Origin of the sequence: Paracidovorax wautersii, from assembly GCF_031453675.1 — a bacterium.
In the GTDB taxonomy this organism is placed as follows: Bacteria; Pseudomonadota; Gammaproteobacteria; order Burkholderiales; family Burkholderiaceae_C; genus Paracidovorax.
The window spans coordinates 319,204-343,856 of record NZ_JAVIZX010000001.1 but is presented as its reverse complement, the minus strand read 5'-3'; the positions used below and the strand labels follow the sequence as shown (position 1 = coordinate 343,856).

Sequence of the window (24,653 nt, the reverse complement as noted above, 5' to 3'; positions counted from 1 at the left end):
AGAAAAATTCCTATTTATAAATAGTATCTGACCCTAATTAATCTGCTTGCGCAAGCATGTTGCATTGCACTAACCTTGCGGTCCCTGCGACCCATTTCCCTGAGGAGAGTGCGCCATGACTACGGCCGCCGAAATCCAGCACCTGCAACAGCACGGTTTGTATGCATCCGACCAAGAGCACGATGCGTGCGGCCTGGGCTTCGTGGCCCACATCAAGGGGGTCAAGCGTCACGATATCGTGACCCAGGCGCTGAAGATCCTCGAGAACATCGACCACCGCGGCGCCGTGGGCGCCGACAAGTTGATGGGCGACGGCGCGGGCATCCTGATCCAGATCCCCGACGCGCTGTACCGCGAAGAGATGGCCAAGCAGGGCGTGCAGCTGCCGCCCGCCGGCGAGTACGGCGTGGGCATGATCTTCCTGCCCAAGGAACACGCTTCCCGCCTGGCCTGCGAGCAGGAGATGGAGCGCGCCATCAAGGCCGAGGGCCAGGTGCTGCTGGGCTGGCGCGACGTGCCGGTGAACGTGGACATGCCCATGTCGCCCACGGTGCGCAAGAAGGAGCCCATCCTGCGCCAGGTCTTCATCGGCCGCGGCAACGACGTGATCGTGCAGGACGCGCTGGAGCGCAAGCTGTACGTGATCCGCAAGACGGCCAGCGCCAACATCCAGGCGCTCAAGCTCAAGCACAGCAAAGAGTATTACGTGCCCAGCATGTCCAGCCGCACCGTGGTCTACAAGGGCCTGCTGCTGGCCGACCAGGTGGGCACGTACTACCTGGATCTGCAGGACGAACGTTGCGTCTCGGCCATCGGCCTGGTGCACCAGCGCTTCTCCACCAACACCTTCCCCGAATGGCCGCTGGCCCACCCGTACCGCTACGTGGCGCACAACGGCGAGATCAACACCGTCAAGGGCAACTACAACTGGATGAAGGCGCGCGAAGGCGTGATGGCCTCGCCCGTGCTGGCGGCCGACCTGAAGAAGCTCTACCCCATCAGCTTCGCGGGCCAGTCCGACACCGCCACGTTCGACAACTGCCTCGAACTGCTGACCATGGCCGGCTACCCCATCAGCCAAGCCGTGATGATGATGATCCCCGAGCCGTGGGAACAGCACACCACCATGGACGAGCGCCGCCGCGCCTTCTATGAATACCACGCCGCGATGATGGAGCCCTGGGACGGCCCGGCCTCCATCGTGTTCACCGACGGCCGCCAGATCGGCGCCACGCTGGACCGCAACGGCCTGCGCCCCTCGCGCTACTGCATCACCGACGACGACCTGGTGGTGATGGCGTCGGAATCCGGCGTGCTGCCGATCCCCGAGAACAAGATCGTGCGCAAGTGGCGCCTGCAGCCCGGCAAGATGTTCCTGATCGATCTGGAGCAGGGCCGCATGATCGACGACGATGAGCTGAAGGCCAACATCGTCAACACCAAGCCGTACAAGCAGTGGATCGAGAACCTGCGCATCAAGCTCGACAACGTCGGCGAGCAGGCGTCCGCCAGCCCGCAGCCGGCCGAGCTGCCGCTGCTGGAGCGCCAGCAGGCCTTCGGCTACACGCAGGAAGACATCAAGTTCCTGATGGCCCCCATGGCCAAGAACGGCGAAGAGGGCATCGGCTCCATGGGCAACGACAGCCCGCTGGCCGTGCTGTCGAGCAAGAACAAGCCGCTGTACAACTACTTCAAGCAGTTGTTCGCCCAGGTGACCAACCCGCCGATCGACCCGATCCGCGAGGCCATCGTGATGTCGCTCAACAGCTTCATCGGCCCCAAGCCCAACCTGCTGGACATCAACCAGGTCAACCCGCCGATGCGGCTGGAAGTGAGCCAGCCCATCCTGGACTTCGCCGGCATGGCCAAGCTGCACGCCATCGAGCAGCACACGCAGGGCAAGTTCAAGAGCGCGGTGATCGACATCACCTACCCGCTGGACTGGGGCCACGAAGGCGTGGAGGCCAAGCTGGCCTCGCTGTGCGCGCAGGCCGTGGACGCCATCAAGGGCGGCGCCAACATCCTCATCATCAGCGACCGCCAGGTGAGCGCCACGCAGGTGGCCATCCCTGCGCTGCTGGCGCTTTCCGCCATTCACCAGCACCTGGTGCGCGAAGGTCTGCGCACCACGGCCGGTCTGGTGGTCGAGACCGGCACCGCCCGTGAAGTGCACCACTTCGCCGTGCTGGCCGGCTACGGCGCCGAGGCCGTGCACCCCTATCTGGCCATGGAAACCCTGGCCGAGATGCACAAGGACATGCCCGGCGACCTGTCGCCGGACAAGGCCATCTACAACTACGTGAAGGCCATCGGCAAGGGTCTGTCCAAGATCATGTCCAAGATGGGCGTGAGCACGTACATGAGCTACTGCGGCGCGCAGCTGTTCGAGGCCATCGGCCTGAACACCGACACCGTGGGCAAGTACTTCACGGGCACGGCCAGCCGCGTGGAAGGCATCGGTGTGTTCGAGATTGCCGAGGAAGCCATCCGCATGCACAAGGCGGCGTTCGGCGACGACCCCGTGCTGGAGACCATGCTGGACTCCGGCGGCGAATACGCCTGGCGCGCCCGTGGCGAAGAGCACATGTGGAGCCCGGATGCCATCGCCAAGCTGCAGCATTCCACGCGCGCCAACAACTGGAACACGTACAAGGAATACGCGCAGATCATCAACGACCAGAGCCGCCGCCACATGACGCTGCGCGGCCTGTTCGAGTTCAAGTTCGATCCCGCCAAGGCCATCCCGGTCGACCAGGTCGAATCCGCCAAGGAGATCGTCAAGCGCTTCGCCACCGGCGCCATGTCGCTGGGCTCCATCTCCACCGAGGCGCACGCCACGCTGGCCGTGGCGATGAACCGCATCGGCGGCAAGAGCAACACCGGCGAAGGCGGCGAGGACGAGCGCCGCTACCGCCAGGAGCTGAAGGGCATCCCGATCAAGCAGGGCGACACGCTCAAGAGCGTGATCGGCGCCGAGAACGTCGAGGTCGACCTGCCCCTGCAGGACGGCGACTCGCTGCGCTCGCGCATCAAGCAGGTGGCGTCGGGCCGCTTCGGCGTCACGGCCGAGTACCTGTCCTCGGCCGACCAGATCCAGATCAAGATGGCCCAGGGCGCCAAGCCCGGCGAGGGCGGCCAGCTGCCCGGCGGCAAGGTGACCAACTACATCGGCAAGCTGCGCCACAGCGTGCCGGGCGTGGGCCTGATCTCGCCCCCGCCGCACCACGACATCTATTCCATCGAGGATCTGGCCCAGCTGATCCACGATCTGAAGAACGTGGCGCCGCACGCCAGCATCTCCACCAAGCTGGTGTCCGAAGTGGGCGTGGGCACCATCGCCGCGGGCGTGACCAAGTGCAAGAGCGACCACCTGGTGATCGCCGGCCACGACGGCGGTACGGGTGCATCGCCCTGGTCGTCCATCAAGCACGCGGGCGGCCCGTGGGAGATCGGCCTGGCCGAAACCCAGCAGACGCTGGTGCTGAACCGCCTGCGCGGCCGCGTGCGCGTGCAGGCCGACGGCCAGATGAAGACCGGCCGCGACGTCGCCATCGGCGCGCTGCTGGGGGCCGATGAGTTCGGCTTCGCCACCGCGCCGCTGGTGGTCGAGGGCTGCATCATGATGCGCAAGTGCCACCTGAACACCTGCCCGGTGGGTGTGGCCACGCAGGACCCCGAGCTGCGCAAGAAGTTCTCGGGCAAGCCCGAGCACGTGGTGAACTACTTCTTCTTCATCGCCGAAGAAGTGCGCCAGATCATGGCCCAGCTGGGCATCGCCAAGTTCGACGACCTGATCGGCCGCGCCGACCTGCTCGACATGCGCGCCGGCATCGCCCACTGGAAGGCCCGCGGCCTGGACTTCAGCCGCCTCTTCGCCCAGCCCGAAGTGCCTGCCGACGTGCCTCGCTTCCACGTGGACGTGCAGGACCACAACATCGAGCACACGCTGGACCGCAAGCTCATCGAGCGCAGCCGGCCTGCCATCGAGAAGGGCGAGCGCGTGCAGTTCATGGAAGTGGCGCGCAACGTGAACCGTTCCGTGGGCGCCATGCTTTCCGGCGCGGTGACGCGTGCCCATCCCGAGGGCCTGCCGGACGACACCATCCGCATCCAGCTGGAAGGCACGGGCGGCCAGTCGTTCGGTGCGTTCCTGACGCGCGGCATCACGCTGTACCTGATCGGCGACGCCAACGACTACACCGGCAAGGGCCTGTCGGGCGGGCGGGTGATCGTGCGTCCGTCCATCGACTTCCGCGGTGAGACGCCCCGCAACACCATTGTGGGCAACACGGTGATGTACGGTGCGACCAATGGCGAAGCCTTCTTCAGCGGCGTGGCCGGCGAACGCTTCGCGGTGCGCCTGTCGGGCGCCACGGCGGTGGTGGAAGGCACGGGCGACCACGGCTGCGAGTACATGACGGGCGGCACGGTGGTGGTGCTCGGCAAGACGGGCCGCAACTTCGCCGCCGGTATGAGCGGCGGCGTGGCTTACGTGTACGACGAGGACGGCCTGTTCGATACGCGCTGCAACCTGTCGATGGTGACGCTGGAGCGCATCCTGCCCGCCGACGAGCAGGCGACCAGCATGTCGCCCGGCATCTGGCACCGCGGCCAGACCGACGAGGCGCAGCTCAAGAAGCTGCTGGAAGACCACAACCGCTGGACGGGCAGCAAGCGTGCGCGCGAGCTGCTGGACAACTGGGCGGCCTCGCGGGCGAAGTTCGTCAAGGTCTTCCCGACCGAGTACAAGCGCGCCCTGTCCGAGATCCATGAACGCAAGGTGCTGGAGGAGCCCGCGACCCCCGCCGTCGCCAACCCTCCCAAGAAGGAGGCGGTCCCCGCCAAGTAAGGCGGCAGCCCCGCAGAGCGGCCCGGCGCCCGGCCATACGGGCCAGCCGCTCGGCTCGCACAGCATCCACAGACATCAGGACAGACATCATGGGAAAGACCACCGGCTTCATGGAATACGAGCGCATCGAAGAGGGCTACAAGCCCGTCGGCGAGCGCCTGAAGCACTACAAGGAATTCGTCATCGGCCTCGATGACACGCAGGCCAAGATCCAGGGCGCGCGCTGCATGGACTGCGGCACGCCGTTCTGCAACAACGGCTGCCCGGTCAACAACATCATTCCGGACTTCAACGACCTGGTCTACCAGCAGGACTGGAAGAGCGCCATCGCCGTGCTGCACAGCACGAACAACTTCCCCGAGTTCACCGGCCGCATCTGCCCCGCGCCCTGCGAGGCCGCATGCGTGCTCAACGTGAACGACGACGCGGTGGGCATCAAGTCCATCGAACACGCCATCATCGACCGCGCCTGGGCCGAGGGCTGGGTCAAGCCGCTGCCGGCGAAGCACAAGACCGGCAAGAAGGTGGCCGTGGTGGGCTCCGGCCCGGCCGGCATGGCCGCCGCCCAGCAACTGGCGCGCGCCGGGCACGACGTGACGCTGTTCGAGAAGAACGACCGCATCGGCGGCCTGCTGCGCTACGGCATTCCCGACTTCAAGATGGAGAAGTCGCACATCGACCGCCGCGCCGAGCAGATGGTGGCCGAGGGCGTCACCATCCGCACCGGCGTGTTCATCGGTGCGGAGAAGGACGGCCTGGGCAAAGGCTCCAAGGTCACCAACTGGGCCAAGGAAACCATCACGCCCGAGCAACTGCACAAGGACTTCGACGCCGTGCTGCTGACCGGCGGCGCCGAGCAGTCGCGCGACCTGCCCGTGCCCGGCCGCGACCTGGACGGCGTGCACTTCGCCATGGAGTTCCTGCCGCAGCAGAACAAGGTCAACGCCGGCGACAAGCTCAAAGGCCAGCTGCGCGCCGACGGCAAGCACGTCATCGTGATCGGCGGCGGCGACACCGGCAGCGACTGCGTGGGCACCAGCAACCGCCATGGCGCGGCCAGCGTCACGCAGTTCGAGCTGATGCCCCAGCCGCCCGAAGTGGAGAACCGCCCGCTGACCTGGCCCTACTGGCCGATCAAGCTGCGCACGAGCTCCAGCCACGAGGAAGGCTGCGAGCGCGAGTTCGCCATCTCCACCAAGGAGCTGGTCGGCGAGAAGGGCAAGGTCACCGGCCTGAAGACCGTGCGCGTCGAATGGAAGGACGGCAAGATGGTCGAGGTGCCGGGCTCCGAGCAGACCCTGAAGGCCGACCTGGTGCTGCTGGCCATGGGCTTCGTGAGCCCGGTCGCCGCCGTGCTGGAAGCCTTCGGCGTGGACAAGGATGCGCGTGGCAATGCCCGCGCCACCACCGACTTCGACGGCGGCTACGCCACCAACGTGCCCAAGGTGTTCGCCGCCGGCGACATCCGCCGCGGCCAGTCGCTGGTGGTCTGGGCCATCCGCGAAGGCCGCCAGGCCGCGCGGGCGGTGGACGAGTTTCTGATGGGCTACTCCGACCTGCCGCGCTGACCCGGGCCGCCGCCGCGCCACTGGGAGTGGCTGCGGTGATGGTTGCTATCGAATAAAGAGCTGCTTGCGCTCGTCACTGCTTGTGTTCAAGGTCATTTGTCCTTGAAATGCAAGCGAGACGGGCGCAAGCAGCTCTTCTTTTTGCGTGCCGCGGTGTGACGGCCGCGTCAGCCAGCGCCCCGTTCCCAGGGCGGCGGCGCACCGTTTTGGAGCGCCGGCCGCCGTCTCGGAGACAATACGGGCTGGATTCCTCTTCCGATGCGCGTGTCCCGCCAGCCGCAGACGCTGGCCGGCACGCGCTGTTTTTTGCTTTTGGACCTTCGAGAGTCATGAAAAAGATCGCTGCCATCGCCCTGGTTTCCGTGGGCGTTCTGCTTGCCGCCTGTGGCAAGAACGAAAACGCATCGTCGTCCGGCACGGCCGCCACGCCGGCACCGGCCGCCGCCACCAAGATCGTGGTGGGCCTGGACGACAACTTCCCGCCGATGGGCTTTCGCAACGAGAAGAACGAGATCGTCGGCTTCGATATCGACATGGCCCGCGAGGCGGCCAAGCGCATGGGCGTGGAGGTCGAGTTCAAGCCCATCGACTGGAGCGCCAAGGAGGCCGAGCTGTCCGGCAAGCGCGTGGATGCGCTGTGGAACGGCCTGACCATCACCGAAGAGCGCAAGCAGAACATCGGCTTCACCGCGCCCTACATGGAGAACCACCAGATCGTGGTGGTGGCCGCCAGCAGCGCCATCAAGACCAAGGCCGATCTGGCCGGCAAGGTGGTGGGTGCGCAGGAAGGTTCCAGCGCCGTGGACGCGGTCAAGAAGGAAGACGCCGTGTTCAAGTCGTTCAAGGAATTCAAGACCTTCGGCGACAACGTGGCCGCGCTGATGGACGTGTCCACCGGCCGCCTGCAGGCCGTGGTGGTCGATGAAGTCGTGGGCCGCTACTACGTCGCCAAGAAGCCGCAGGACTACGCCGTGCTGGACGAGCACTTCGGCACCGAAGACTATGGCGTGGGCGTGCGCAAGGACGACGCCGAACTGCTGGGCAAGCTGGACAAGGCGCTGGGCGAGATGAAGCAGGACGGCTCGGCCGCCAAGATCGCCGAGCAGTGGTTTGGCAAGAACATCTTGAAGTGATGGGGGCAACCCCCTGAGCGGCTTTGCCGCTTCCCCCTTCTCTCGCATCGCTGCGCGATGCGGGAAGGGGGACGACGCCAGCGCGGCGGGGCGGCCCTTGCGCGGCGTCCCCTGATCTGGGCCGCGCCAGTTGCATACGCTGTGCGTCGTGCAATAGCTGAACTGTTCTGACTGCATGGATTACGTTCTTTCCCTTCTGGGGCCGCTGGCGCAGGGCGCGACGGTCACGCTGAAGCTCTTTGCCATCACGCTGGCGCTGGCGGTGCCGCTGGGGCTGGTGCTGGCGCTCGTGCGCGTCTCGCGGTTCGGCCTGCTGTCGGGGCTGGTGAACGGCTACATCTGGCTCATGCGCGGCACGCCGCTCATGCTGCAGATGCTGTTCATCTACTTCGCGCTGCCCTTCGTGCCGGTCATCGGCGTGCGGCTGCCGGACTTTCCGGCCGCGGTGGTGGCCTTTGCGCTCAACTACGCGGCGTACTTCGCCGAGATCTTCCGCGCCGGCATCCAGTCCATCGACCGCGGCCAGTACGAGGGCGCCAAGGTGCTGGGCATGACCTACGGCCAGACCATGCGCCGCATCGTGCTGCCGCAGATGGTGCGCCGCATCCTGCCGCCCATGAGCAACGAGACCATCACGCTGGTCAAGGACACCTCGCTGATCTACGTGCTGGCGCTCAACGACCTGCTGCGCGCCGCGCGCGGCATCGTGCAGCGCGACTTCACGACCACGCCGTTCATCGTCGCCGCCGCCTTCTATCTCATCATGACCCTGGTGCTGACCTGGGGCTTCCAGCGCCTGGAGAAACGCTATGCCAAACACGACGAGTGACGCGCCATCGCCCGCGGCCACCGCCGTGCCGATGATCGACGCGCGCGGCATCCGCAAGGCCTTCGGCGGCACCGAGGTGCTGCGCGGCGTGACGCTGCAGCTGCGCAAGGGCGAGGTGGCGGCCGTCATCGGCCCGTCGGGCTCGGGCAAGAGCACCTTCCTGCGCTGCCTCAACCACCTGGAGACCATCGACGCCGGCCACATCGCCATCGAAGGCGAGGTGCTCGCGGCCACGGGTGCGGTGGGCCGCAGCACGTACGCGCCGGATGCCGAGGTGCGCCGCATCTGCCGCAAGATGGGCATGGTGTTCCAGCACTTCAATCTGTTCCCGCACCTGACGGTGCTGCAGAACATCATCGAAGCGCCGATGGTGGTGCAGGGCGTGCCGCGCGAGGCCGCGATCGCCCGTGCCGAGGTGCTGCTGGCCAAGGTGGGCCTGGCGGACAAGCGCAACAGCTATCCGTCGCGCCTGTCGGGCGGCCAGAAGCAGCGGGTGGCCATCGCCCGGGCCCTGGCCATGGAGCCCGACATCATGCTGTTCGACGAGCCGACCTCCGCGCTCGATCCGGAGCTGACGGGCGAGGTGCTGCGCACCATGCGCGAGCTGGCCGAAGAACACATGACCATGCTGGTGGTCACGCACGAGATGGGCTTCGCCCGCGAGGTGGCCCACACGGTGGCCTTCATGGACGGCGGCGAGCTCATCGAGTCCCGCCCCGCGGCCGAGTTCTTCGCCCAGCCGGCCCACGAGCGCAGCCGCGCCTTCCTGCACCACATGCTGTGAAGCGGCGCGGGCGCGCGCGGCCCATCGATAAAAACACAGTGTTTCCAAATACCATCCCAATGGGGGGCGTGGGGAGGTAGGGGCTATCCCTTATCATCCGACGGGCCGGTGTTCTACCGGCTTTCCCTGCTTCCATGGATTCCCCACCACACACCCCTTCTTTCGCCGAGCTGCGCAACGTCACCTTCGGGTATGGCGAGCGCACGATCCTGCGCGACGTGTCGCTGCAGGTGCCGCGCGGCAAGGTCACCGCGCTCATGGGCGCCTCCGGCGGTGGCAAGACCACCGTGCTGCGCCTGCTCGGCGGCCAGCAGAAGGCCCAGCAGGGTGAAGTCCTGTTCGACGGGCAGGACGTGGGCCGCATGGACGCGCAGCAGCTGTATGCCGCGCGCCGGCGCATGGGCATGCTGTTCCAGTTCGGTGCACTGTTCACCGACATGAGCGTGTTCGAGAACGTGGCCTTTCCGCTGCGTGAGCACACCGATCTGGCCGAAGAGCTGGTGCGCGACATCGTGCTCATGAAGCTGCACGCCGTCGGCCTGCGCGGTGCGCGCGACCTGATGCCCAGCCAGATTTCCGGCGGGATGGCCCGCCGTGTGGCGCTGGCCCGTGCCGTGGCGCTGGACCCGGAGCTCATCATGTACGACGAGCCCTTCGCCGGGCTCGATCCGATCTCCCTGGGCACTGCGGCCCAGCTGATCCGCCAGCTCAACGACGCCATGGGGCTCACCACCATCATCGTGTCGCACGATCTGGAGGAAACCTTCAACCTGGCAGACCATGTCGTCATCCTGGGCGATGGCGTGGTGGCAGCCCAGGGCACTCCCGCCGAGGTGCGTGCCAGCACGGATCCGCTGGTGCACCAGTTCGTGCATGCGCTGCCCACCGGCCCCGTGCCCTTCCATTACGCAGGCCCGTCCGTGGCGGACGACTTCGGTCCCGTCGGCGGTGTGCCGTCCCAGGCCGCAGGAGGCCGACCATGAGCTGGTGGCGTCCTTCCCACGTGGGTTACGCGGTGCGCAGCAAGCTGGCCGATCTGGGTCTGGGTGCGCGCCTCTTCGGCCGCCTGGTGGCACTCTTCGGGCCGGTGTTCCAGCGCCCGGGCCTGGTGCGCGACCAGGTGCATTTCCTGGGCAACTATTCGCTGTCGATCATCGCCATGTCCGGCCTGTTCGTCGGCTTCGTGCTGGCCCTGCAGGGCTACAACGTGCTGCAGATGTACGGTTCGGCCAACGCGCTGGGGCTGGTGGTCACGCTGGGGCTGGTGCGCGAACTCGGCCCCGTCGTCACGGCGCTGCTCTTCGCAGGCCGCGCCGGCACGTCGCTCACCGCGGAGATCGGCCTCATGCGGGCCGGCGAGCAACTGTCGGCCATGGAGATGATGGCCGTCGATCCGGTGCGCCGCATACTCGCCCCCCGCTTCTGGGCCGGCGTGATCGCCATGCCGCTGCTGGCCGCGGTGTTCAGTGCGGTCGGTGTCATCGGCGGCTGGATCGTGGGCGTGCTGCTCATCGGCGTGGATGCGGGCGCCTTCTGGGGTGCGATGCAGAGCGGGGTCGACGTCTGGAAGGACGTGGGCAACGGCGTCGTCAAGAGCGTGGTCTTCGGCGTGGCCGTGACCTTCATCGCCGTGCTGCAGGGTTTCGTGGCCAAGCCCACGCCCGAAGGCGTCTCGCGCGCCACGACGCGCACCGTGGTGATGGCATCGCTCACCGTGCTGGGCCTGGACTTCGTCCTCACGGCCCTGATGTTCAGTATTTGAGTGGGGCCGACGCAGGCGCCACAAGCAAGAAGGATCACCATGCAGCATTCCAAGAACGACATCTGGGTGGGACTGTTCGTCCTGCTGGGCGGCGCCGCGCTGATTTTCCTGGCGCTGCAGTCCGCCAACCTGCTCAACCTGAACTTCCAGACCGGCTACCAGATCACGGCCCGCTTCGACAACATCGGCGGCCTGAAGCCCAAGGCGGCCGTGCGCAGCGCGGGCGTGGTGGTCGGACGCGTGAAATCCATCACCTTCGACGACAAGACCTTCCAGGCCAGCGTGTCGCTGGAGCTGGAAAAGCGCTTTGCCTTCCCCAAGGACAGCTCCTTCAAGATCCTGACCAGCGGCCTGCTGGGCGATCAGTACGTGGGCGTCGAGGCGGGGGCGGATGAAAAGAATCTGGCCGAAGGCGACGTCGTGACCGCGACCCAGTCCGCCGTGGTGCTGGAAAACCTGATCGGCCAGTTCCTCTACGGCAAGGCCGAAGAGGGTGGTTCCGGAGGAAACAAGAAATGAAAAACACAACGATGAACCAGAGGGCGTGGGGCGTGCGGGCGACGGTAGTGGCTGCGGCCCTGATGCTGGCAGGCTGTGCCACGGGACCGAACGCCAACCCGAACGATCCGTTCGAGCCCTACAACCGGGGCATGACCACCTTCAACGACAAGGTCGATGACGTGGTGCTCAAGCCCGTCGCCACGGCGTACCGTGACGTCACGCCCAGCTTCGTGCGCACCGGCGTGACCAACTTCTTCGCCAACCTGGGCGATGCCTGGTCGTTCGTCAACAACCTGCTGCAGTTCAAGGGCCTGGAAGCGTACGAAAGCTTCGTGCGCTTCAACGTGAACACCGTGTTCGGCCTGGGCGGCGTGCTCGATATCGCCTCCGAGATGGACATCGACCGCCACAAGCAGGACTTCGGCCTGACGCTGGGCCACTGGGGCGTCCCTACGGGCCCGTACCTGGTGCTGCCTTTGCTCGGGCCATCCACGGTCCGGGACACCGCGGCCCTGCCGGTGGAGACCTACGGCAACCTGCTGCGCGAGGTGGATCCCGTTTCCGCCCGCAACCAGCTGTACGCCCTGCGCATCGTCGACAAACGGGCCGGCCTGCTGGGTGCCGGCTCGGTGCTGGAAACGGCGTCGCTCGACAAGTACAGCTTCACGCGCGATGCCTTCCTGCAGTACCGCAGCCAGCAGGGCGCGAGCGGCCGCCTGCAGAACGACGAAGACTACGACAGCGGCGCAGGACAACTTCCCCGCGAAGACGAGTAAAAGGCGGCCCCGCCTGTCGGCAGACACGCCGCGGGGTTGCAGTTGCTTGCATGTGGGTACCGAAGCGACGCGAAGCGCCGGCCGGACCCCACCACAATGGACTGATGCGGATGCCCGCACATCCAACGAAGGACCCAAGACAATGATGAATCGACGTACCCTGGGCCATGCGGCCCTTTGCGCAACCGCTGTGGCCTGGCTGGGCCTGCCCCTGTCGGCCCTGGCCGCCGACGAAGCGCCCGACGCCCTTGTCAAGCGGCTGTCGGCGGATGTGCTGGAGAAAATCCGCACCGACAAGAACCTGAAGGCTGGCGACATCAACCGCGTGATCTCGCTGGTGGACCGCGACATCCTGCCGCACGTGAACTTCCGCCGCATGACGGCTGCGGCGGTCGGCCCCGGCTGGCGCCAGGCCACCCCCGAGCAGCAGGGGCGCCTGCAGGAAGAGTTCAAGACGTTGCTGGTGCGCACGTACTCGGGCGCGCTGAACCAGGTCAACACCAACGTCAGCATCAACGTGAAGCCGCTGCGTGCCCAGCCGCAGGACAAGGACGTGCTGGTGCGCACCGAAATCCTGGGCCGTGGCGACCCCATCCAGCTTGACTACCGCCTGGAGAAGACGCCCGGCGAAGGCGCGGGCTGGAAGATCTACAACCTGAACGTGATGGGCGTGTGGCTGGTCGATACCTACCGCAGCCAGTTCGCGCAGGAGATCAACGCCAAGGGCGTGGATGGCTTGATCGAAGCGCTGGCGGCCCGCAACAAGGCCAACGCCGGCAGCGGCGGCAAGGCCAGCTGATCCGGCACGCGCGGCTGCCATGCTGGTCCTCCCTTCCGAACTGACGCACCAGCAGGCCAGCGCGAGCCTGCGCATGCTCCTGCAGGGGCTCAAGGCGCACCGTGATCCCCAGCTGGTGGTGGACGCCGGTGCGCTCACGGCTTTCGATTCGTCGGCGCTGGCGGTGCTGCTGGAATGCCGCCGTGCCGCACTCTCCGAAGGCAAGAGCTTTTCCGTGAAGGCCTTGCCGGCGTCGCTCGCCACGCTGGCAGGGCTGTATGGCGTGCAGGAGCTGCTGCCAGCGGCCTGACGCCGAAAGGTGAACGGTAGAGCGGCATGGTGACGCCGGTCTGATGGGCGGTCTCACTGCTCGCCGCTCGTACCGGCTGCGGAACCGGCCCGCTGTGGGCGGACCAGCCAGACGGGCTTTCGCGCTGCCTTCTTCACTGCACTGGGCGGACTCTCTACTCTCTCTTGATGCCCCCCGGGCCCGGGTTCCACGCCCAGCGGCGGCGCCTCGCGGCGCGACGCCGTAAAATCGACCATTCCCATGCCCGCAGTCTCCTTCCAGTCCGTCTCCAAGACGTTTTCCACGCCCAAGGGGCCCTTCCAGGCGCTCGACAACGTCAGCCTGGACATCGAGGAGGGCGAGTTCTTCGGCCTGCTCGGCCCCAACGGCGCCGGCAAGACCACCCTCATCAGCATCCTTGCCGGCCTGGCGCGCGCCAGCAGCGGTCGTGTACTGGTCCAGGGCAGCGACGTGCAGAGCCACTTTGCCGATGCCCGCCGCAAGCTCGGCGTGGTGCCGCAGGAACTGGTGTTCGATCCGTTCTTCAACGTGCGCGAGGCGCTGCGCATCCAGTCCGGCTACTTCGGCGTGAAGAACAACGACGCCTGGATCGACGAGCTGCTGGAGAGCCTGGGCCTGGCCGACAAGGCCACGTCCAACATGCGCCAGCTGTCCGGCGGCATGAAGCGCCGCGTGCTGGTGGCCCAGGCCCTGGTGCACAAGCCGCCCATCATCGTGCTGGACGAACCCACCGCCGGCGTGGACGTGGAGCTGCGCCAGACGCTGTGGCACTTCGTGGCCCGCCTGAACAAGGAAGGGCACACGGTGCTGCTGACCACCCATTACCTCGAAGAGGCCGAGGCGCTGTGCAACCGCATCGCCATGCTCAAGCGGGGCCGCATGGTGGCGTTGTCCACTACCTCCGAACTGCTGCAGGCCGCGTCGACCAACGTGCTGCGCTTCAAGACCGACGATGCGCTGCCCTTCGACGTGGCCGCCATCGCCCGCGTCACCGGCCGCGTGGTGCAGCTGCCGGCCCAGCAGGCTGACGACATCGAGCGCTACCTTGCCGCGCTGCGCGCCGCCGGGGTGCGCGTGCAGGACGTGGAGATCCGCCGTGCCGATCTGGAGGACGTGTTCCTCAGCGTGATGGCCGGATCGAGCTACCCCGACCCGGCTGCCGGCCCCGCGCCGGCCGATGGTCCCGAGGAAACGGCCGAAGGCGGGGTGCGACTGTGACCGGCTGGCAGACCCTCTTCTACAAGGAAGTGCTGCGGTTTTGGAAGGTGAGCTTCCAGACCGTCGCCGCGCCGGTGCTCACCGCCGTGCTCTACCTGCTGATCTTCGGCCACGTGCTGGAAGACCACGTCAAGGTCTACGACCGCATCAGCTACACCGCCTTCCTGGTGCCTGGCCTGGTGATGATGAGCGTGCTGCAGAACGCGTTCGCCAACAGCTCGTCCAGCCTGATCCAGAGCAAGATCATGGGCAGCCTGGTGTTCGTGCTGCTGACGCCGCTGTCGCACTCGGCCTGGTTCCTGGCCTATGTGGGCTCGTCCATCGTGCGCGGGCTGGCCGTGGGCCTGGGCGTGTTCGTGGTCACGCTGGCCTTCGCGCGGCCGGAGTTCGCGGCGCCGCTGTGGATTCTGGTGTTCGCTTTCCTGGGGGCTGCGCTGCTCGCCACGCTGGGCCTGATCGCCGGGCTGTGGGCCGACAAGTTCGACCAGATGGCGGCGTTCCAGAACTTCGTCATCGTGCCCATGACCTTCCTGTCGGGCGTGTTCTATTCCATCCAGTCGCTGCCGCCTTTCTGGCAGACGGTGAGCCACCTCAACCCGTTCTTCTACATGATCGACGGCTTCCGCTACGGGTTCTTCGGACAGAGCGACACCTCGCCCTGGCTGAGCCTGGCGATCGTCGGATCGGCCTGGCTGGCGGTGAGCGCGCTGGCCGTCCACCTGCTGCGCACGGGCTACAAGATCAGAAGCTGACGTGCCTGCCCGCGCCCAGGCCGTTGGCGGCGCAGGCCGCGGCCAGCCATCTTTCCCCCACCTGAACCACTGACATGACCGCCGACGAACTCAAGCACCTCATCAGCACCGGCCTGCCGTGCGAGCACATCGCGCTCGAAGGCGATGGCCGTCACTGGTACGCGACCATCGTCTCGGCCGAGTTCGAGGGCAAGCGGCTGGTGCAGCGCCAGCGGCTGGTCTACGCCACGCTGGGCAACCGCATGCAGACCGACGAGGTGCATGCGCTCTCCATGAAGACCTTCAGCCCGCTGGAGTGGGCCGCCCAGGGCGCTGCCGGCTGAGGCTGCGTCTTTTATTAATTTGATAGCTGCTGGCGCTTGATGGATAAGCGCCAGAGCCGTTTTTGACTTGAAGTCCGCTGGGACTGAACGACACGCATGGACAAACTCCTGATTCGCGGCGGACGCACGCTGCAGGGCGAGGTGCCGATCTCCGGTGCCAAGAATGCCGCGCTGCCCGAACTGTGCGCCGCACTGCTCACGGCAGAGCCCGTGACGCTGCTGAACGTGCCGCGCCTGCAGGACGTGGCCACCATGCTCACCCTGATCCGCAACATGGGCGTGGCGGTGGAACAGCACGGCAGCAACGGCTGCGAGGCACCGGAAGGCGCGGGCACCGTGCGCATCGACGCGGGCGGCCTGAACACGCCCGAGGCGCCGTACGAGCTGGTCAAGACCATGCGTGCCTCGGTGCTGGCGCTGGGCCCGCTGCTGGCGCGCTTCGGCGAGGCGACGGTCTCGCTGCCCGGCGGCTGCGCCATCGGTTCGCGCCCGGTGGACCAGCACATCAAGGGCCTGGCGGCCATGGGCGCCGAGATCGTGGTCGAGCACGGCTACATGATCGCCAAGCTGCCTGTACGCGCCGACGGCAGCCGCCCGCGCCTGCGCGGCGCCCGCATCACCACCGACATGGTCACCGTGACCGGCACCGAGAACTTCCTCATGGCCGCCGCCCTGGCCGAGGGCGAGACCGTGCTGGAGAACGCGGCGCAGGAGCCCGAGATCACCGACCTGGCCGAGATGCTCATCAAGATGGGCGCCAAGATCGAAGGTCACGGCACCAGCCGCATCCGCATCCAGGGCGTGGAGCGCCTGAACGGCTGCACGCACCGCGTGGTGGCCGACCGCATCGAGGCCGGCACCTTCCTGTGCGCCGTGGCCGCGACGGGTGGTTCGGCGCTGCTGCGCCACGGCCGGGCCGATCACCTGGACGCCGTGATCGACAAGCTGCGCGAGGCCGGCGCCGAGGTGTGGACCGACGATGCCGGCATCCGCATCCAGAGCCCGGGCGCGGCACAGCTGAAGGCGCAGGGCTTCCGCACCACCGAGTACCCCGGATTTCCCACCGACATGCAGGCGCAGTTCATGGCGCTGAATGCCGTGGCCCAGGGCCCGGCGAAGGTGACGGAAACCATCTTCGAAAATCGCTTCATGCATGTGAACGAACTGGTGCGCCTGGGCGCCCAGATCCAGACCGACGGCAAGGTGGCGGTGACGCAGGGCGTGGAGCGCCTGTCCGGTGCCACCGTCATGGCCACCGACCTGCGCGCTTCGGCCAGTCTGGTCATCGCCGGCCTGGTGGCCGAAGGCGAGACGGTGGTGGACCGCATCTACCATCTGGACCGCGGCTACGACTGCATGGAAGCCAAGCTGCGTGGGCTGGGCGCCGATATCGAGCGGGTGGCTTGAAGCATTCCCCTGCGCGCCGGCGCCGCCGAAATGGTGGATGGAGCAACTGAAAAAATGACCATGATTACCCTGGCCCTGTCGAAGGGCCGCATCTTCGACGAAACCCTTCCGCTGCTGGCCGCCGCAGGCATCGAGGTGCTGGAAGACCCCGAGAAGTCGCGCAAGCTCATCCTGCCCACCAACCAGCCGGACGTGCGCGTGGTGCTGGTGCGCGCCACCGACGTGCCCACCTATGTGCAGTATGGCGGCGCTGACCTGGGCGTGACGGGCAAGGACACGCTCATCGAGCACGGCGCCCAGGGCCTGTACCAGCCGCTGGACCTGCAGATCGCCAAGTGCCGCGTCAGCGTGGCCGTGCGCGATGACTTCGACTATGCCCGCGCCGTCAAGCAGGGCTCGCGCCTGAAGGTGGCCACCAAGTACACGGCCATCGCCCGCGATTTCTTCGCCACCAAGGGCGTGCACGTGGACCTGATCAAGCTCTACGGCAGCATGGAGCTGGCGCCGCTCACCGGCCTGGCCGATGCCATCGTCGACCTGGTCTCCACCGGCAACACGCTGCGCGCCAACCACCTGGTGGAGGTCGAGCGCATCATGGACATCAGCTCGCACCTGGTGGTCAACCAGGCCGCGCTCAAGCTCAAGCGGGAGCCGCTGCGCCGCATCATCGACGCCTTCGCCTCGGCCATTCCGGCCGAGCAGGACTGACCGACCCTTTCCACCGGCCGATACTATGACTTTGGTAGCTGCTCCCGCCCGTCTGTCAACCGCTGCAGCCAGTTTCGAGGCTGATTTCGCAGCCCGCCTGCACTGGTCCGCCGACACCGACGCCGCCATCGAGCAGCGCGTGGCCGACATCCTGGCCGACGTGCAAAGCCGTGGCGATGCCGCCGTGCTGGAGTACACCCAGCGCTTCGACGGCCTGCATGCCGCGTCCGTTGCCGGGCTGGAGCTGTCGCAGGACGAGCTGAAGGCCGCCTTCGACGGCCTGCCTGCCGCGCAGCGCTCGGCGCTGGAAGCGGCAGCGCGGCGCGTGCGGCTGTACCACGAGGCGCAAAAGCGTGCCTCCGGCGAGAGCTGGAGCTACCGCGACGAAGACGGCACGCTGCTGGGCCAGAAGGTCACGCCGCTGGACCGCGTGGGCATTTATGTGCCCGGTGGCAAGGCGGCGTACCCGTCCAGCGTGCTGATGAACGCCATCCCCGCGCATGTGGCGGGCGTGCAGGACATCATCATGGTCGTGCCCACGCCGCAGGGCGCCAAGAACCCGCTGGTGCTGGCCGCAGCCTACGTGGCCGGCGTGAGCCGCGCCTTCACCATCGGCGGCGCGCAGGCCGTGGCCGCACTGGCCTATGGCACGGCGACGGTGCCCAAGGTGGACAAGATCACCGGCCCGGGCAACGCCTATGTGGCCAGCGCCAAGAAGCGCGTGTTCGGCACGGTGGGCATCGACATGATCGCCGGCCCCAGCGAGATCCTGGTGCTGGCCGACGGCACCACGCCGCCCGACTGGGTGGCCATGGACCTGTTCAGCCAGGCCGAGCACGACGAGCTGGCCCAGTCCATCCTGCTGTGCCCGGACGCCGCCTACCTCGACGCCGTGCAGGCCGCCATCGACCGCCTGCTGCCCGAGATGCCGCGCGCCGAGATCATCGCCAAGAGCCTCACGGGCCGCGGCGCGCTGATCCTCACCAAGAACATGGAAGAGGCCTGTGCCATCAGCAACCGCATCGCGCCGGAGCATCTGGAAGTGTCCAGCCGCGACCCGCACCGCTGGGAGCCGCTGCTGCGCCACGCCGGCGCGATCTTCCTGGGCGCCTTCACCTCCGAGAGCCTGGGCGACTACTGCGCCGGTCCCAACCACGTGCTGCCGACCAGCGGCACGGCGCGCTTCAGCTCGCCCCTGGGCGTGTACGACTTCCAAAAGCGCAGCAGCCTGATCGAAGTGAGCGAGCAGGGCGCGCAGACCCTGGGCCAGATCGCCAGCGTGCTGGCGCACGGCGAGGGCCTGCAGGCCCATGCGCGTGCGGCGGAGATGCGGCTGAAGTCATAAGCGCGCGCTAGCGCTTCCTGTCCGTCCGCTGCGCTGCTGCGCACACCAGAGCCGCCCTGTTTCGCGACGGGGCGGCTTTTTGATTGCGCAGCGCAAGTCAACACAGCAGGATATGGCCCCATCCCTTTCGCCGAGAGAAGCCGATGATCGAAGACCACGTGGAATTCTGTTTGGGCCCGTTGGACGGCTTGGGCCAACTGTTCGTGGACCGATGGGAGGGCGTCCCGCCGGCGCAGGTGTCGTTCACGTTGGATGCGCGGACGCTGCGCGTGGAGGCCGAGCTGCCTACGACCCATGCGATGCACGCGCGATGGCTGAACGCAGAAGAAGTGTCGTTCGCGCTGCGCGCATGCACGCTGCGGGGGCGCGCGTCCGAGCGGTCAGCGCCTATCGAATTCCGACTGGATGAGCTTGTGTTGTGGGATGCGACGCCGGAATGGACGAAGGATGAGGATTTTTTAAAGGATGCCAGGTTTGCACGCATCGTCTTGATTCCGTCGGAACACCGCGTGGTGTTGAGTGGCTCCACCGCGATCGACCCGCGCATGCCGTATCAGGTGGTCTACCAGGACAGCGGTGCCTTCCACATGGTCATGCCGCCGTTGCATGCCGATGGCTTGTTGGACGGCATTCATGTTGCGCAAGACAGCGCGGGGAAGATGGTGCGGTTCTACAGCGTCGGCAACTTCTTCTTCCAGGAAAGGCGCCTGCATGCCGCGTGGAGCCTCTTACAAGGCGGGGTGATGAACAGGGTGCTGGAGGTCGAGGGCAGCACACTGCGTTTGTATGGCGGCGTCGCGAAGCCTTGCCGAGCGCACTTTCCGATGGTACGGCGCGGCAACGAGGGCCTGGCGCAGAGCGTGTTTCTCGGTTTCCTGAGCGCCAAGGCGCAGGATTTTGCAAGTTGGTATGAGCCCTTGAAGATGTACCTCGCGGGCAAGGCCCTGCCAACCTACGTTGAGGTCAGCTTCCTGATGACGATGGCGTGCATCGAGGCGTTAGACGAGGTGTTCGAACTCAACGAGAAAACAACCGCAGCACTGCTCGCGGTGGAGGACGACTTCGCCAAACTGTGCAACTGCATGCGCAACAAGCTCATTCATGGAGCAGGTGGTTTTCAGCAGGCGCACACGCAGGTGATTGCACAAGACTTTAGAGGGAACGGCGCGGTCGCGACGGAGTACTTGAACTCTGCGGGTGAATTCGATGGCATCCGATTCATGTCCCGGCTGTGGGAGCGTATGGATGCGTTCTGGGGCGCTTGCGTGAACGTTCCGCCCGATGTGATCAATGAGCGCCGTGCGGCCCGAGTGCCGTTGGGGTCGGGAGTCAACCTGCAAGCGCTGTCGACAGCAGCTGAGGAGGTGCGACGGGAAAAAAAGTCAAAAAAATCGGCCAGGGGATGAGTCCAAGCAGATTCAGGAAATGAGAGAGGCCATCGTAAATTGCAGGGAGAAAACCTTCAGTTGAGGGAAACGATTCGTGCTCAAGACACGCAGATAGCCAAACTCAAACGAACTCAGTAAGAAATCAATCCCAGAGCTGCACGAGCCTCGTGTTCCACGAACTTCGTGTAAACTTTTCTCCATGAAGAACGTCACCATCACCATGGACGACACGGTTGCCGAGTGGGTGCGCGTGGAAGCGGCCAAGCGCGGCAGCAGTGTGTCGCGCCTGCTCGGTGAATGGATGGCGGAGAAGATGCGCCAGGAAGACGCCTACGCCCAGGCCATGCGCGAGGCGCTGAGCTTCGAGACCTGGGGCGCATCGAGCGGCCCCTACGTGCCACGCAACACGCTGTTCGAGCGCTGAAGCGGCAGGCCCATGGCGACGACCCCGATCTTTGTCGATACCGAAATCCTGCTCGCCAGCGTGGACGAGCGCGACCCGGTGCGCCAGGCGCGTGCGCAGGAATGGCTCAGCTTCTGCTGGCAGACGCGCAGCGGGCGGGTCAGCTCGCAGGTGTTGAACGAGCTCTACAACCAGGCCATCCAGCGCTTCAAGGGCCCGCAGGTGCTGTCGCGGGTGCGCTCCCAGGTGCGCCGCCTGCGCGTATGGCTGCCGCCGCACCTGGATGCCTACACCGTCGATGGCGCCTGGGATCTGCAGGACCGCTACGGCCTGAGCTATTGGGATGCGCTCATCCTCTCGTCCGCGCACCAGCAGGGCTGTCGCTATCTGCTGACCGAAGCCTTGCCGCACGACCAGATGCTGGACGCCGTGCGCCCCATCAACCCGTTTCTCGTGACGCCTGAAGAACTGGACACTGCCGAATGACTGCGCCTGCCACTTCCGCTGTTGCCAACGCGCTCCAGCGCATCCGCCCCGACGTGCGCGCCATGCACGCCTACCCGGTGGCCGATGCCACGGGCTACCTGAAGATGGACGCGATGGAGAACCCGTTCAACCTGCCCGCGGACCTGCAGCAGGCCCTGGGCGCCCGGCTGGCGGCGCTGCCCATCAACCGCTACCCGGGCGCGCGCCAGAACGATCTGAAAGCCGCGCTGGCCGCCTATGCCGGTGCGCCCGAGGGCCATGCCGTGGTGCTGGGCAACGGCTCGGACGAGATCATCACCCTGCTGGCCCTGGCCTGCGCCCAGCCGCAGGAGGGCCAGCGCGCCACTATGCTGGCGCCCATGCCGGGCTTCGTGATGTACCCGCTCTCCGCGCAACTGCAGGGGCTGGACTTCGTCGGCGTGCCGCTCACCGCGGACTTCGAGCTGGACGAAGCCGCCATGCTGGCCGCCATCGCCGAGCACCGGCCCGCCATCACCTACATCGCCTACCCCAACAACCCCACGGCCACGCTGTGGGACGAAGCCGTGGTGCAGCGCATTGTCGACGCCGTGGGCGCGCAGGGCGGCATTGTGGTAATGGACGAGGCCTACCAGCCCTTCGCCAGCCGCAGCTGGATCACGCGCATGCGGGCCGAGCCCGCGCGCAACGGCCACGTGCTGCTGATGCGCACGCTGAGCAAGTTCGGGCTGGCGGGCGTGCGCCTGGGCTACCTCATCGGGCCGGCCGCGCTGGTGAACGAGATCGACAAGGTGCGCCCGCCCTACAACGTGAGCGTGCTCAACTGCGAGGCCGCGCTCTTCGCGCTGGAGCATGCCGACGTGTTCGCCGCCCAGGCGGACGAGCTGCGCGCCGAGCGCACCGCGCTGCTGGCTGCGCTGCGGGCCCTGCCCGGCATCGTGCAGGTCTGGGACAGCGAGGCCAACATGGTCCTGGTGCGCGTGCCCGATGCCGCAAAGACCTTCCAGGGCATGAAGGACCGCAAGGTCCTCGTCAAGAACGTTTCTACAATGCACCCATTGCTGGCCCCAATGCCTGCGCCTGACGGTGGGCAACGCGGCAGACAACGCCCAGATGCTTTCCGCGCTCCAGGCTTCCCTATGACCTCCTCCGCACTCGTTCCCTCTTCTTCGTCCGAGGCCCCGGCTGCCATCGCCGACCGCACGGCCGAAGTGGCCCGCAACACGGCCGAGACCCGCATCACCGTGCGCGTCAACCTGGACGGCACGGGCACCGCCCGGCTGCACTCGGGCATCGGCTTCCTGGACCACATGCTCGACCAGATCGCCCGCCACGGCCTGATCGACCTGGACATCGATTGCGAGGGCGACCTGCACATCGACGGCCACCATACGGTGGAAGACATCGGCATCACCCTGGGCCAGGCCTTCGCGCGGGCCGTGGGCGACAAGAAGGGCATCCGCCGCTACGGCCATGCGTATGTGCCGCTGGACGAGGCCCTGAGCCGCGTGGTGATCGACTTCTCCGGCCGCCCGGGCCTGCACATGGACGTGAAGTTCACGGCTGGCAGCATCGGCCAGCTGGACACGCAGCTGGTCTACGAGTTCTTCCAGGGCTTCGTGAACCACGCCGGCGTGACGCTGCACATCGACAACCTCAAGGGCTTCAATGCCCACCACCAGTGCGAGACCATCTTCAAGGCCTTCGCGCGCGCCCTGCGCTTCGCCCTGGAGCGCGATCCGCGCTCGGCCGGCGTGATCCCGTCCACCAAGGGTTCTCTCTGATTTCAAGCCTTTTAGGCCTCCAGCGCTTATCCTGATTGCGCAAGCAGCTATGAATAGTGAAGCAAAGACCGTCGCGGTCGTGGATTACGGCATGGGCAACCTGCGCTCGGTGTCGCAGGCGGTGCAGGCCGCAGCGGCCGGCAGCGGCTTCGAGGTGGTCGTCACCTCGCGCCCCGAGGACGTGCGCGCCGCCGAGCGCGTGGTGCTGCCGGGGCAGGGCGCCATGCCCGACTGTATGCGCGAACTGCGCGAGTCCGGCCTGCAGCAGTCGGTGCTGGAGGCGGCCGCCTCCAAGCCGCTGTTCGGCGTGTGCGTGGGCATGCAGATGCTGCTGGACCACAGCGCCGAGGGCGACACCCCCGGCCTGGGGCTGATCCACGGCGAGGTGCTCAAGTTCGACCTGGCCGGCCGCCTGCAGCCCGACGGCAGCCGCTACAAGGTGCCGCAGATGGGCTGGAACCGGGTGCGCCAGATGCGCCACGGCGGCGCGGCCCACCCCGTCTGGGCCGGCATTCCGGAAGACAGCTATTTCTACTTCGTACACAGCTTCTACGCCCGCCCGCGCGATGCAGCGCACTGCGCGGGCGAGGCGGATTACGGCGGGGCCTTCGCAGCGGCCGTCGCACGCGGTAATATTTTCGCCACCCAGTTCCACCCGGAGAAGAGCGCGGAGCACGGCCTGGCGCTGTACCGCAACTTCCTGCACTGGAATCCCTGATCTCTTTTCATCAACCCAGCGGGCCCGCCTCCGGGTCTGCGCATCGGCACCTCTGCCAGCCCTTCCATCATGTTGCTCATCCCCGCCATCGACCTCAAGGACGGCCACTGCGTGCGCCTCAAGCAAGGTGACATGGAACAGTCAACCACCTTCGGTGAAGACCCGGCCGCCATGGCGCGCCGCTGGGTCGATGCGGGCGCGCGCCGCCTGCACCTGGTGGACCTGAACGGGGCCTTTGCGGGCGTGCCCAAGAACTACAGCGCCATCAAGGCCATCCTGAAGGAAGTGGGCGACGACATTCCCGTGCAGCTGGGCGGGGGCATCCGCGACCTGGACACCATCGAGAAGTACATCGACGGCGGCCTGCGCTACGTGATCATCGGCACGGCCGCGGTGAAGAACCCCGGCTTCCTCAAGGACGCCTGCAGCGCCTTCGGCGGCCACATCATCGTGGGCCTGGATGCCAAGGACGGCAAGGTCGCCACGGACGGCTGGAGCAAGCTCACCGGCCACGAGGTGGTCGACCTGGCCAAGAAGTTCGAGGACTGGGGCGTCGAGTCCATCATCTACACCGACATCGGCCGGGACGGCATGCTGTCGGGCATCAACATCGATGCCACGGTCAAGCTGGCGCAGGCCCTGACCATTCCCGTGATCGCCTCGGGCGGTCTGGGCAGCATGGCCGACATCGAGCAGCTGTGCGCCGTGGAGAGCGAAGGCGTCGAAGGCGTGATCTGCGGCCGCGCGATCTATTCGGGCGACCTCGACTTCGCAGCCGCCCAGGCGCGCGCGGACGAGCTGGCGATTTGAGCGAGAGCCTCCTGGGCGAGGCCTGACTCCCGGCCGTTGCCG

Annotated in this window: 23 protein-coding genes and 1 pseudogene; all 24 read left to right on the top strand. The window is 66.7% G+C overall.

From position 1 onward, the window contains the following. Positions 1-115: 115 nt before the first annotated feature. The 24 genes and pseudogenes from QE399_RS01590 to hisA all read left to right on the top strand — a co-directional run bounded on the left by QE399_RS01590 (position 116) and on the right by hisA (position 24,611). A complete protein-coding gene (locus tag QE399_RS01590) occupies positions 116-4,849 on the top strand; it encodes a glutamate synthase-related protein (RefSeq protein WP_309825598.1) in 4,734 nt (1,577 codons plus the stop codon). 89 nt (positions 4,850-4,938) lie between these two features. Then, positions 4,939-6,417, top strand: coding sequence for a glutamate synthase subunit beta (locus tag QE399_RS01585; RefSeq protein WP_309825597.1), 1,479 nt, complete (start codon positions 4,939-4,941; stop codon positions 6,415-6,417). Positions 6,418-6,746: 329 nt separating this feature from the next. Then, positions 6,747-7,550 carry an amino acid ABC transporter substrate-binding protein gene (locus tag QE399_RS01580; RefSeq protein WP_309825596.1) on the top strand — a complete coding sequence of 268 codons (804 nt, stop codon included), beginning with the start codon at positions 6,747-6,749 and terminating at the stop codon, positions 7,548-7,550. A gap of 175 nt (positions 7,551-7,725) precedes the next feature. After that, positions 7,726-8,379 (top strand): amino acid ABC transporter permease, encoded by a 654-nt coding sequence (locus QE399_RS01575; protein WP_309825595.1) that lies wholly within the window; start codon positions 7,726-7,728, stop codon positions 8,377-8,379. Then, positions 8,360-9,163: an amino acid ABC transporter ATP-binding protein gene (locus tag QE399_RS01570; RefSeq protein ID WP_309825594.1), complete on the top strand. Its 804-nt coding sequence runs from the start codon at positions 8,360-8,362 to the stop codon at positions 9,161-9,163. The genes QE399_RS01575 and QE399_RS01570 overlap by 20 nt, the downstream gene beginning before the upstream one ends. A 134-nt stretch (positions 9,164-9,297) precedes the next feature. Further along, the gene (locus QE399_RS01565) at positions 9,298-10,146 is read left to right on the top strand and encodes an ABC transporter ATP-binding protein (RefSeq protein ID WP_309825593.1); all 849 of its coding nucleotides are present in this window, start codon (positions 9,298-9,300) and stop codon (positions 10,144-10,146) included. Beyond that, complete coding sequence (mlaE, locus tag QE399_RS01560; RefSeq protein WP_309825592.1) at positions 10,143-10,925, top strand: lipid asymmetry maintenance ABC transporter permease subunit MlaE; 783 nt, start codon at positions 10,143-10,145, stop codon at positions 10,923-10,925. The genes QE399_RS01565 and mlaE overlap by 4 nt, the downstream gene beginning before the upstream one ends. 39 nt (positions 10,926-10,964) lie before the next feature. Then, positions 10,965-11,444 (top strand): outer membrane lipid asymmetry maintenance protein MlaD, encoded by a 480-nt coding sequence (gene mlaD, locus QE399_RS01555; RefSeq protein WP_309825591.1) that lies wholly within the window; start codon positions 10,965-10,967, stop codon positions 11,442-11,444. Next, the gene (locus QE399_RS01550; protein ID WP_405043015.1) at positions 11,441-12,202 is read left to right on the top strand and encodes an MlaA family lipoprotein; all 762 of its coding nucleotides are present in this window, start codon (positions 11,441-11,443) and stop codon (positions 12,200-12,202) included. The genes mlaD and QE399_RS01550 overlap by 4 nt, the downstream gene beginning before the upstream one ends. A gap of 142 nt (positions 12,203-12,344) precedes the next feature. Then, a complete protein-coding gene (locus QE399_RS01545) occupies positions 12,345-13,001 on the top strand; it encodes an MlaC/ttg2D family ABC transporter substrate-binding protein (RefSeq protein ID WP_309825590.1) in 657 nt (218 codons plus the stop codon). Between the two features lie 19 nt (positions 13,002-13,020). Beyond that, positions 13,021-13,290, top strand: a complete 270-nt coding sequence (locus tag QE399_RS01540) for an STAS domain-containing protein (protein ID WP_309825589.1) — start codon at positions 13,021-13,023, stop codon at positions 13,288-13,290. Positions 13,291-13,530: 240 nt separating this feature from the next. Beyond that, positions 13,531-14,508, top strand: a complete 978-nt coding sequence (locus QE399_RS01535; RefSeq protein ID WP_309825588.1) for an ABC transporter ATP-binding protein — start codon at positions 13,531-13,533, stop codon at positions 14,506-14,508. Further along, positions 14,505-15,260, top strand: a complete 756-nt coding sequence (locus tag QE399_RS01530) for an ABC transporter permease (protein WP_309825587.1) — start codon at positions 14,505-14,507, stop codon at positions 15,258-15,260. The genes QE399_RS01535 and QE399_RS01530 overlap by 4 nt, the downstream gene beginning before the upstream one ends. Positions 15,261-15,334: 74 nt before the next feature. Continuing rightward, the gene (locus tag QE399_RS01525) at positions 15,335-15,583 is read left to right on the top strand and encodes a BolA family protein (protein WP_309825586.1); all 249 of its coding nucleotides are present in this window, start codon (positions 15,335-15,337) and stop codon (positions 15,581-15,583) included. 96 nt (positions 15,584-15,679) lie between these two features. Further along, complete coding sequence (murA, locus tag QE399_RS01520; protein WP_309825585.1) at positions 15,680-16,990, top strand: UDP-N-acetylglucosamine 1-carboxyvinyltransferase; 1,311 nt, start codon at positions 15,680-15,682, stop codon at positions 16,988-16,990. 60 nt (positions 16,991-17,050) lie between these two features. Further along, complete coding sequence (gene hisG / locus QE399_RS01515; RefSeq protein ID WP_405044054.1) at positions 17,051-17,698, top strand: ATP phosphoribosyltransferase; 648 nt, start codon at positions 17,051-17,053, stop codon at positions 17,696-17,698. 25 nt (positions 17,699-17,723) lie between these two features. Next, positions 17,724-19,043 (top strand): histidinol dehydrogenase, encoded by a 1,320-nt coding sequence (gene hisD / locus QE399_RS01510; protein WP_309825583.1) that lies wholly within the window; start codon positions 17,724-17,726, stop codon positions 19,041-19,043. Between the two features lie 143 nt (positions 19,044-19,186). Next, on the top strand, positions 19,187-20,449 hold the full coding sequence (locus QE399_RS01505) for a hypothetical protein (RefSeq protein ID WP_309825582.1): 1,263 nt from the start codon (positions 19,187-19,189) through the stop codon (positions 20,447-20,449). 181 nt (positions 20,450-20,630) lie between these two features. Further along, entirely contained in the window at positions 20,631-20,855 is a 225-nt protein-coding gene (locus QE399_RS01500; RefSeq protein WP_309825581.1) for a CopG family transcriptional regulator, read from the top strand. Between the two features lie 12 nt (positions 20,856-20,867). Next, positions 20,868-21,320 carry a PIN domain-containing protein gene (locus QE399_RS01495; protein WP_309825580.1) on the top strand — a complete coding sequence of 151 codons (453 nt, stop codon included), beginning with the start codon at positions 20,868-20,870 and terminating at the stop codon, positions 21,318-21,320. Next, positions 21,317-22,442, top strand: a pseudogene (gene hisC / locus QE399_RS01490) (histidinol-phosphate transaminase). The gene QE399_RS01495 and the pseudogene hisC overlap by 4 nt, the downstream one beginning before the upstream one ends. Next, entirely contained in the window at positions 22,439-23,083 is a 645-nt protein-coding gene (gene hisB / locus QE399_RS01485) for an imidazoleglycerol-phosphate dehydratase HisB (protein WP_309825579.1), read from the top strand. Before hisC ends, hisB begins: the two are co-directional and overlap by 4 nt. A gap of 49 nt (positions 23,084-23,132) precedes the next feature. Continuing rightward, positions 23,133-23,801, top strand: a complete 669-nt coding sequence (hisH, locus tag QE399_RS01480; protein WP_309825578.1) for an imidazole glycerol phosphate synthase subunit HisH — start codon at positions 23,133-23,135, stop codon at positions 23,799-23,801. 69 nt (positions 23,802-23,870) lie between these two features. Further along, positions 23,871-24,611 (top strand): 1-(5-phosphoribosyl)-5-[(5-phosphoribosylamino)methylideneamino]imidazole-4-carboxamide isomerase, encoded by a 741-nt coding sequence (gene hisA / locus QE399_RS01475; protein WP_309825577.1) that lies wholly within the window; start codon positions 23,871-23,873, stop codon positions 24,609-24,611. The last annotated feature ends 42 nt before the right edge of the window (positions 24,612-24,653 follow it).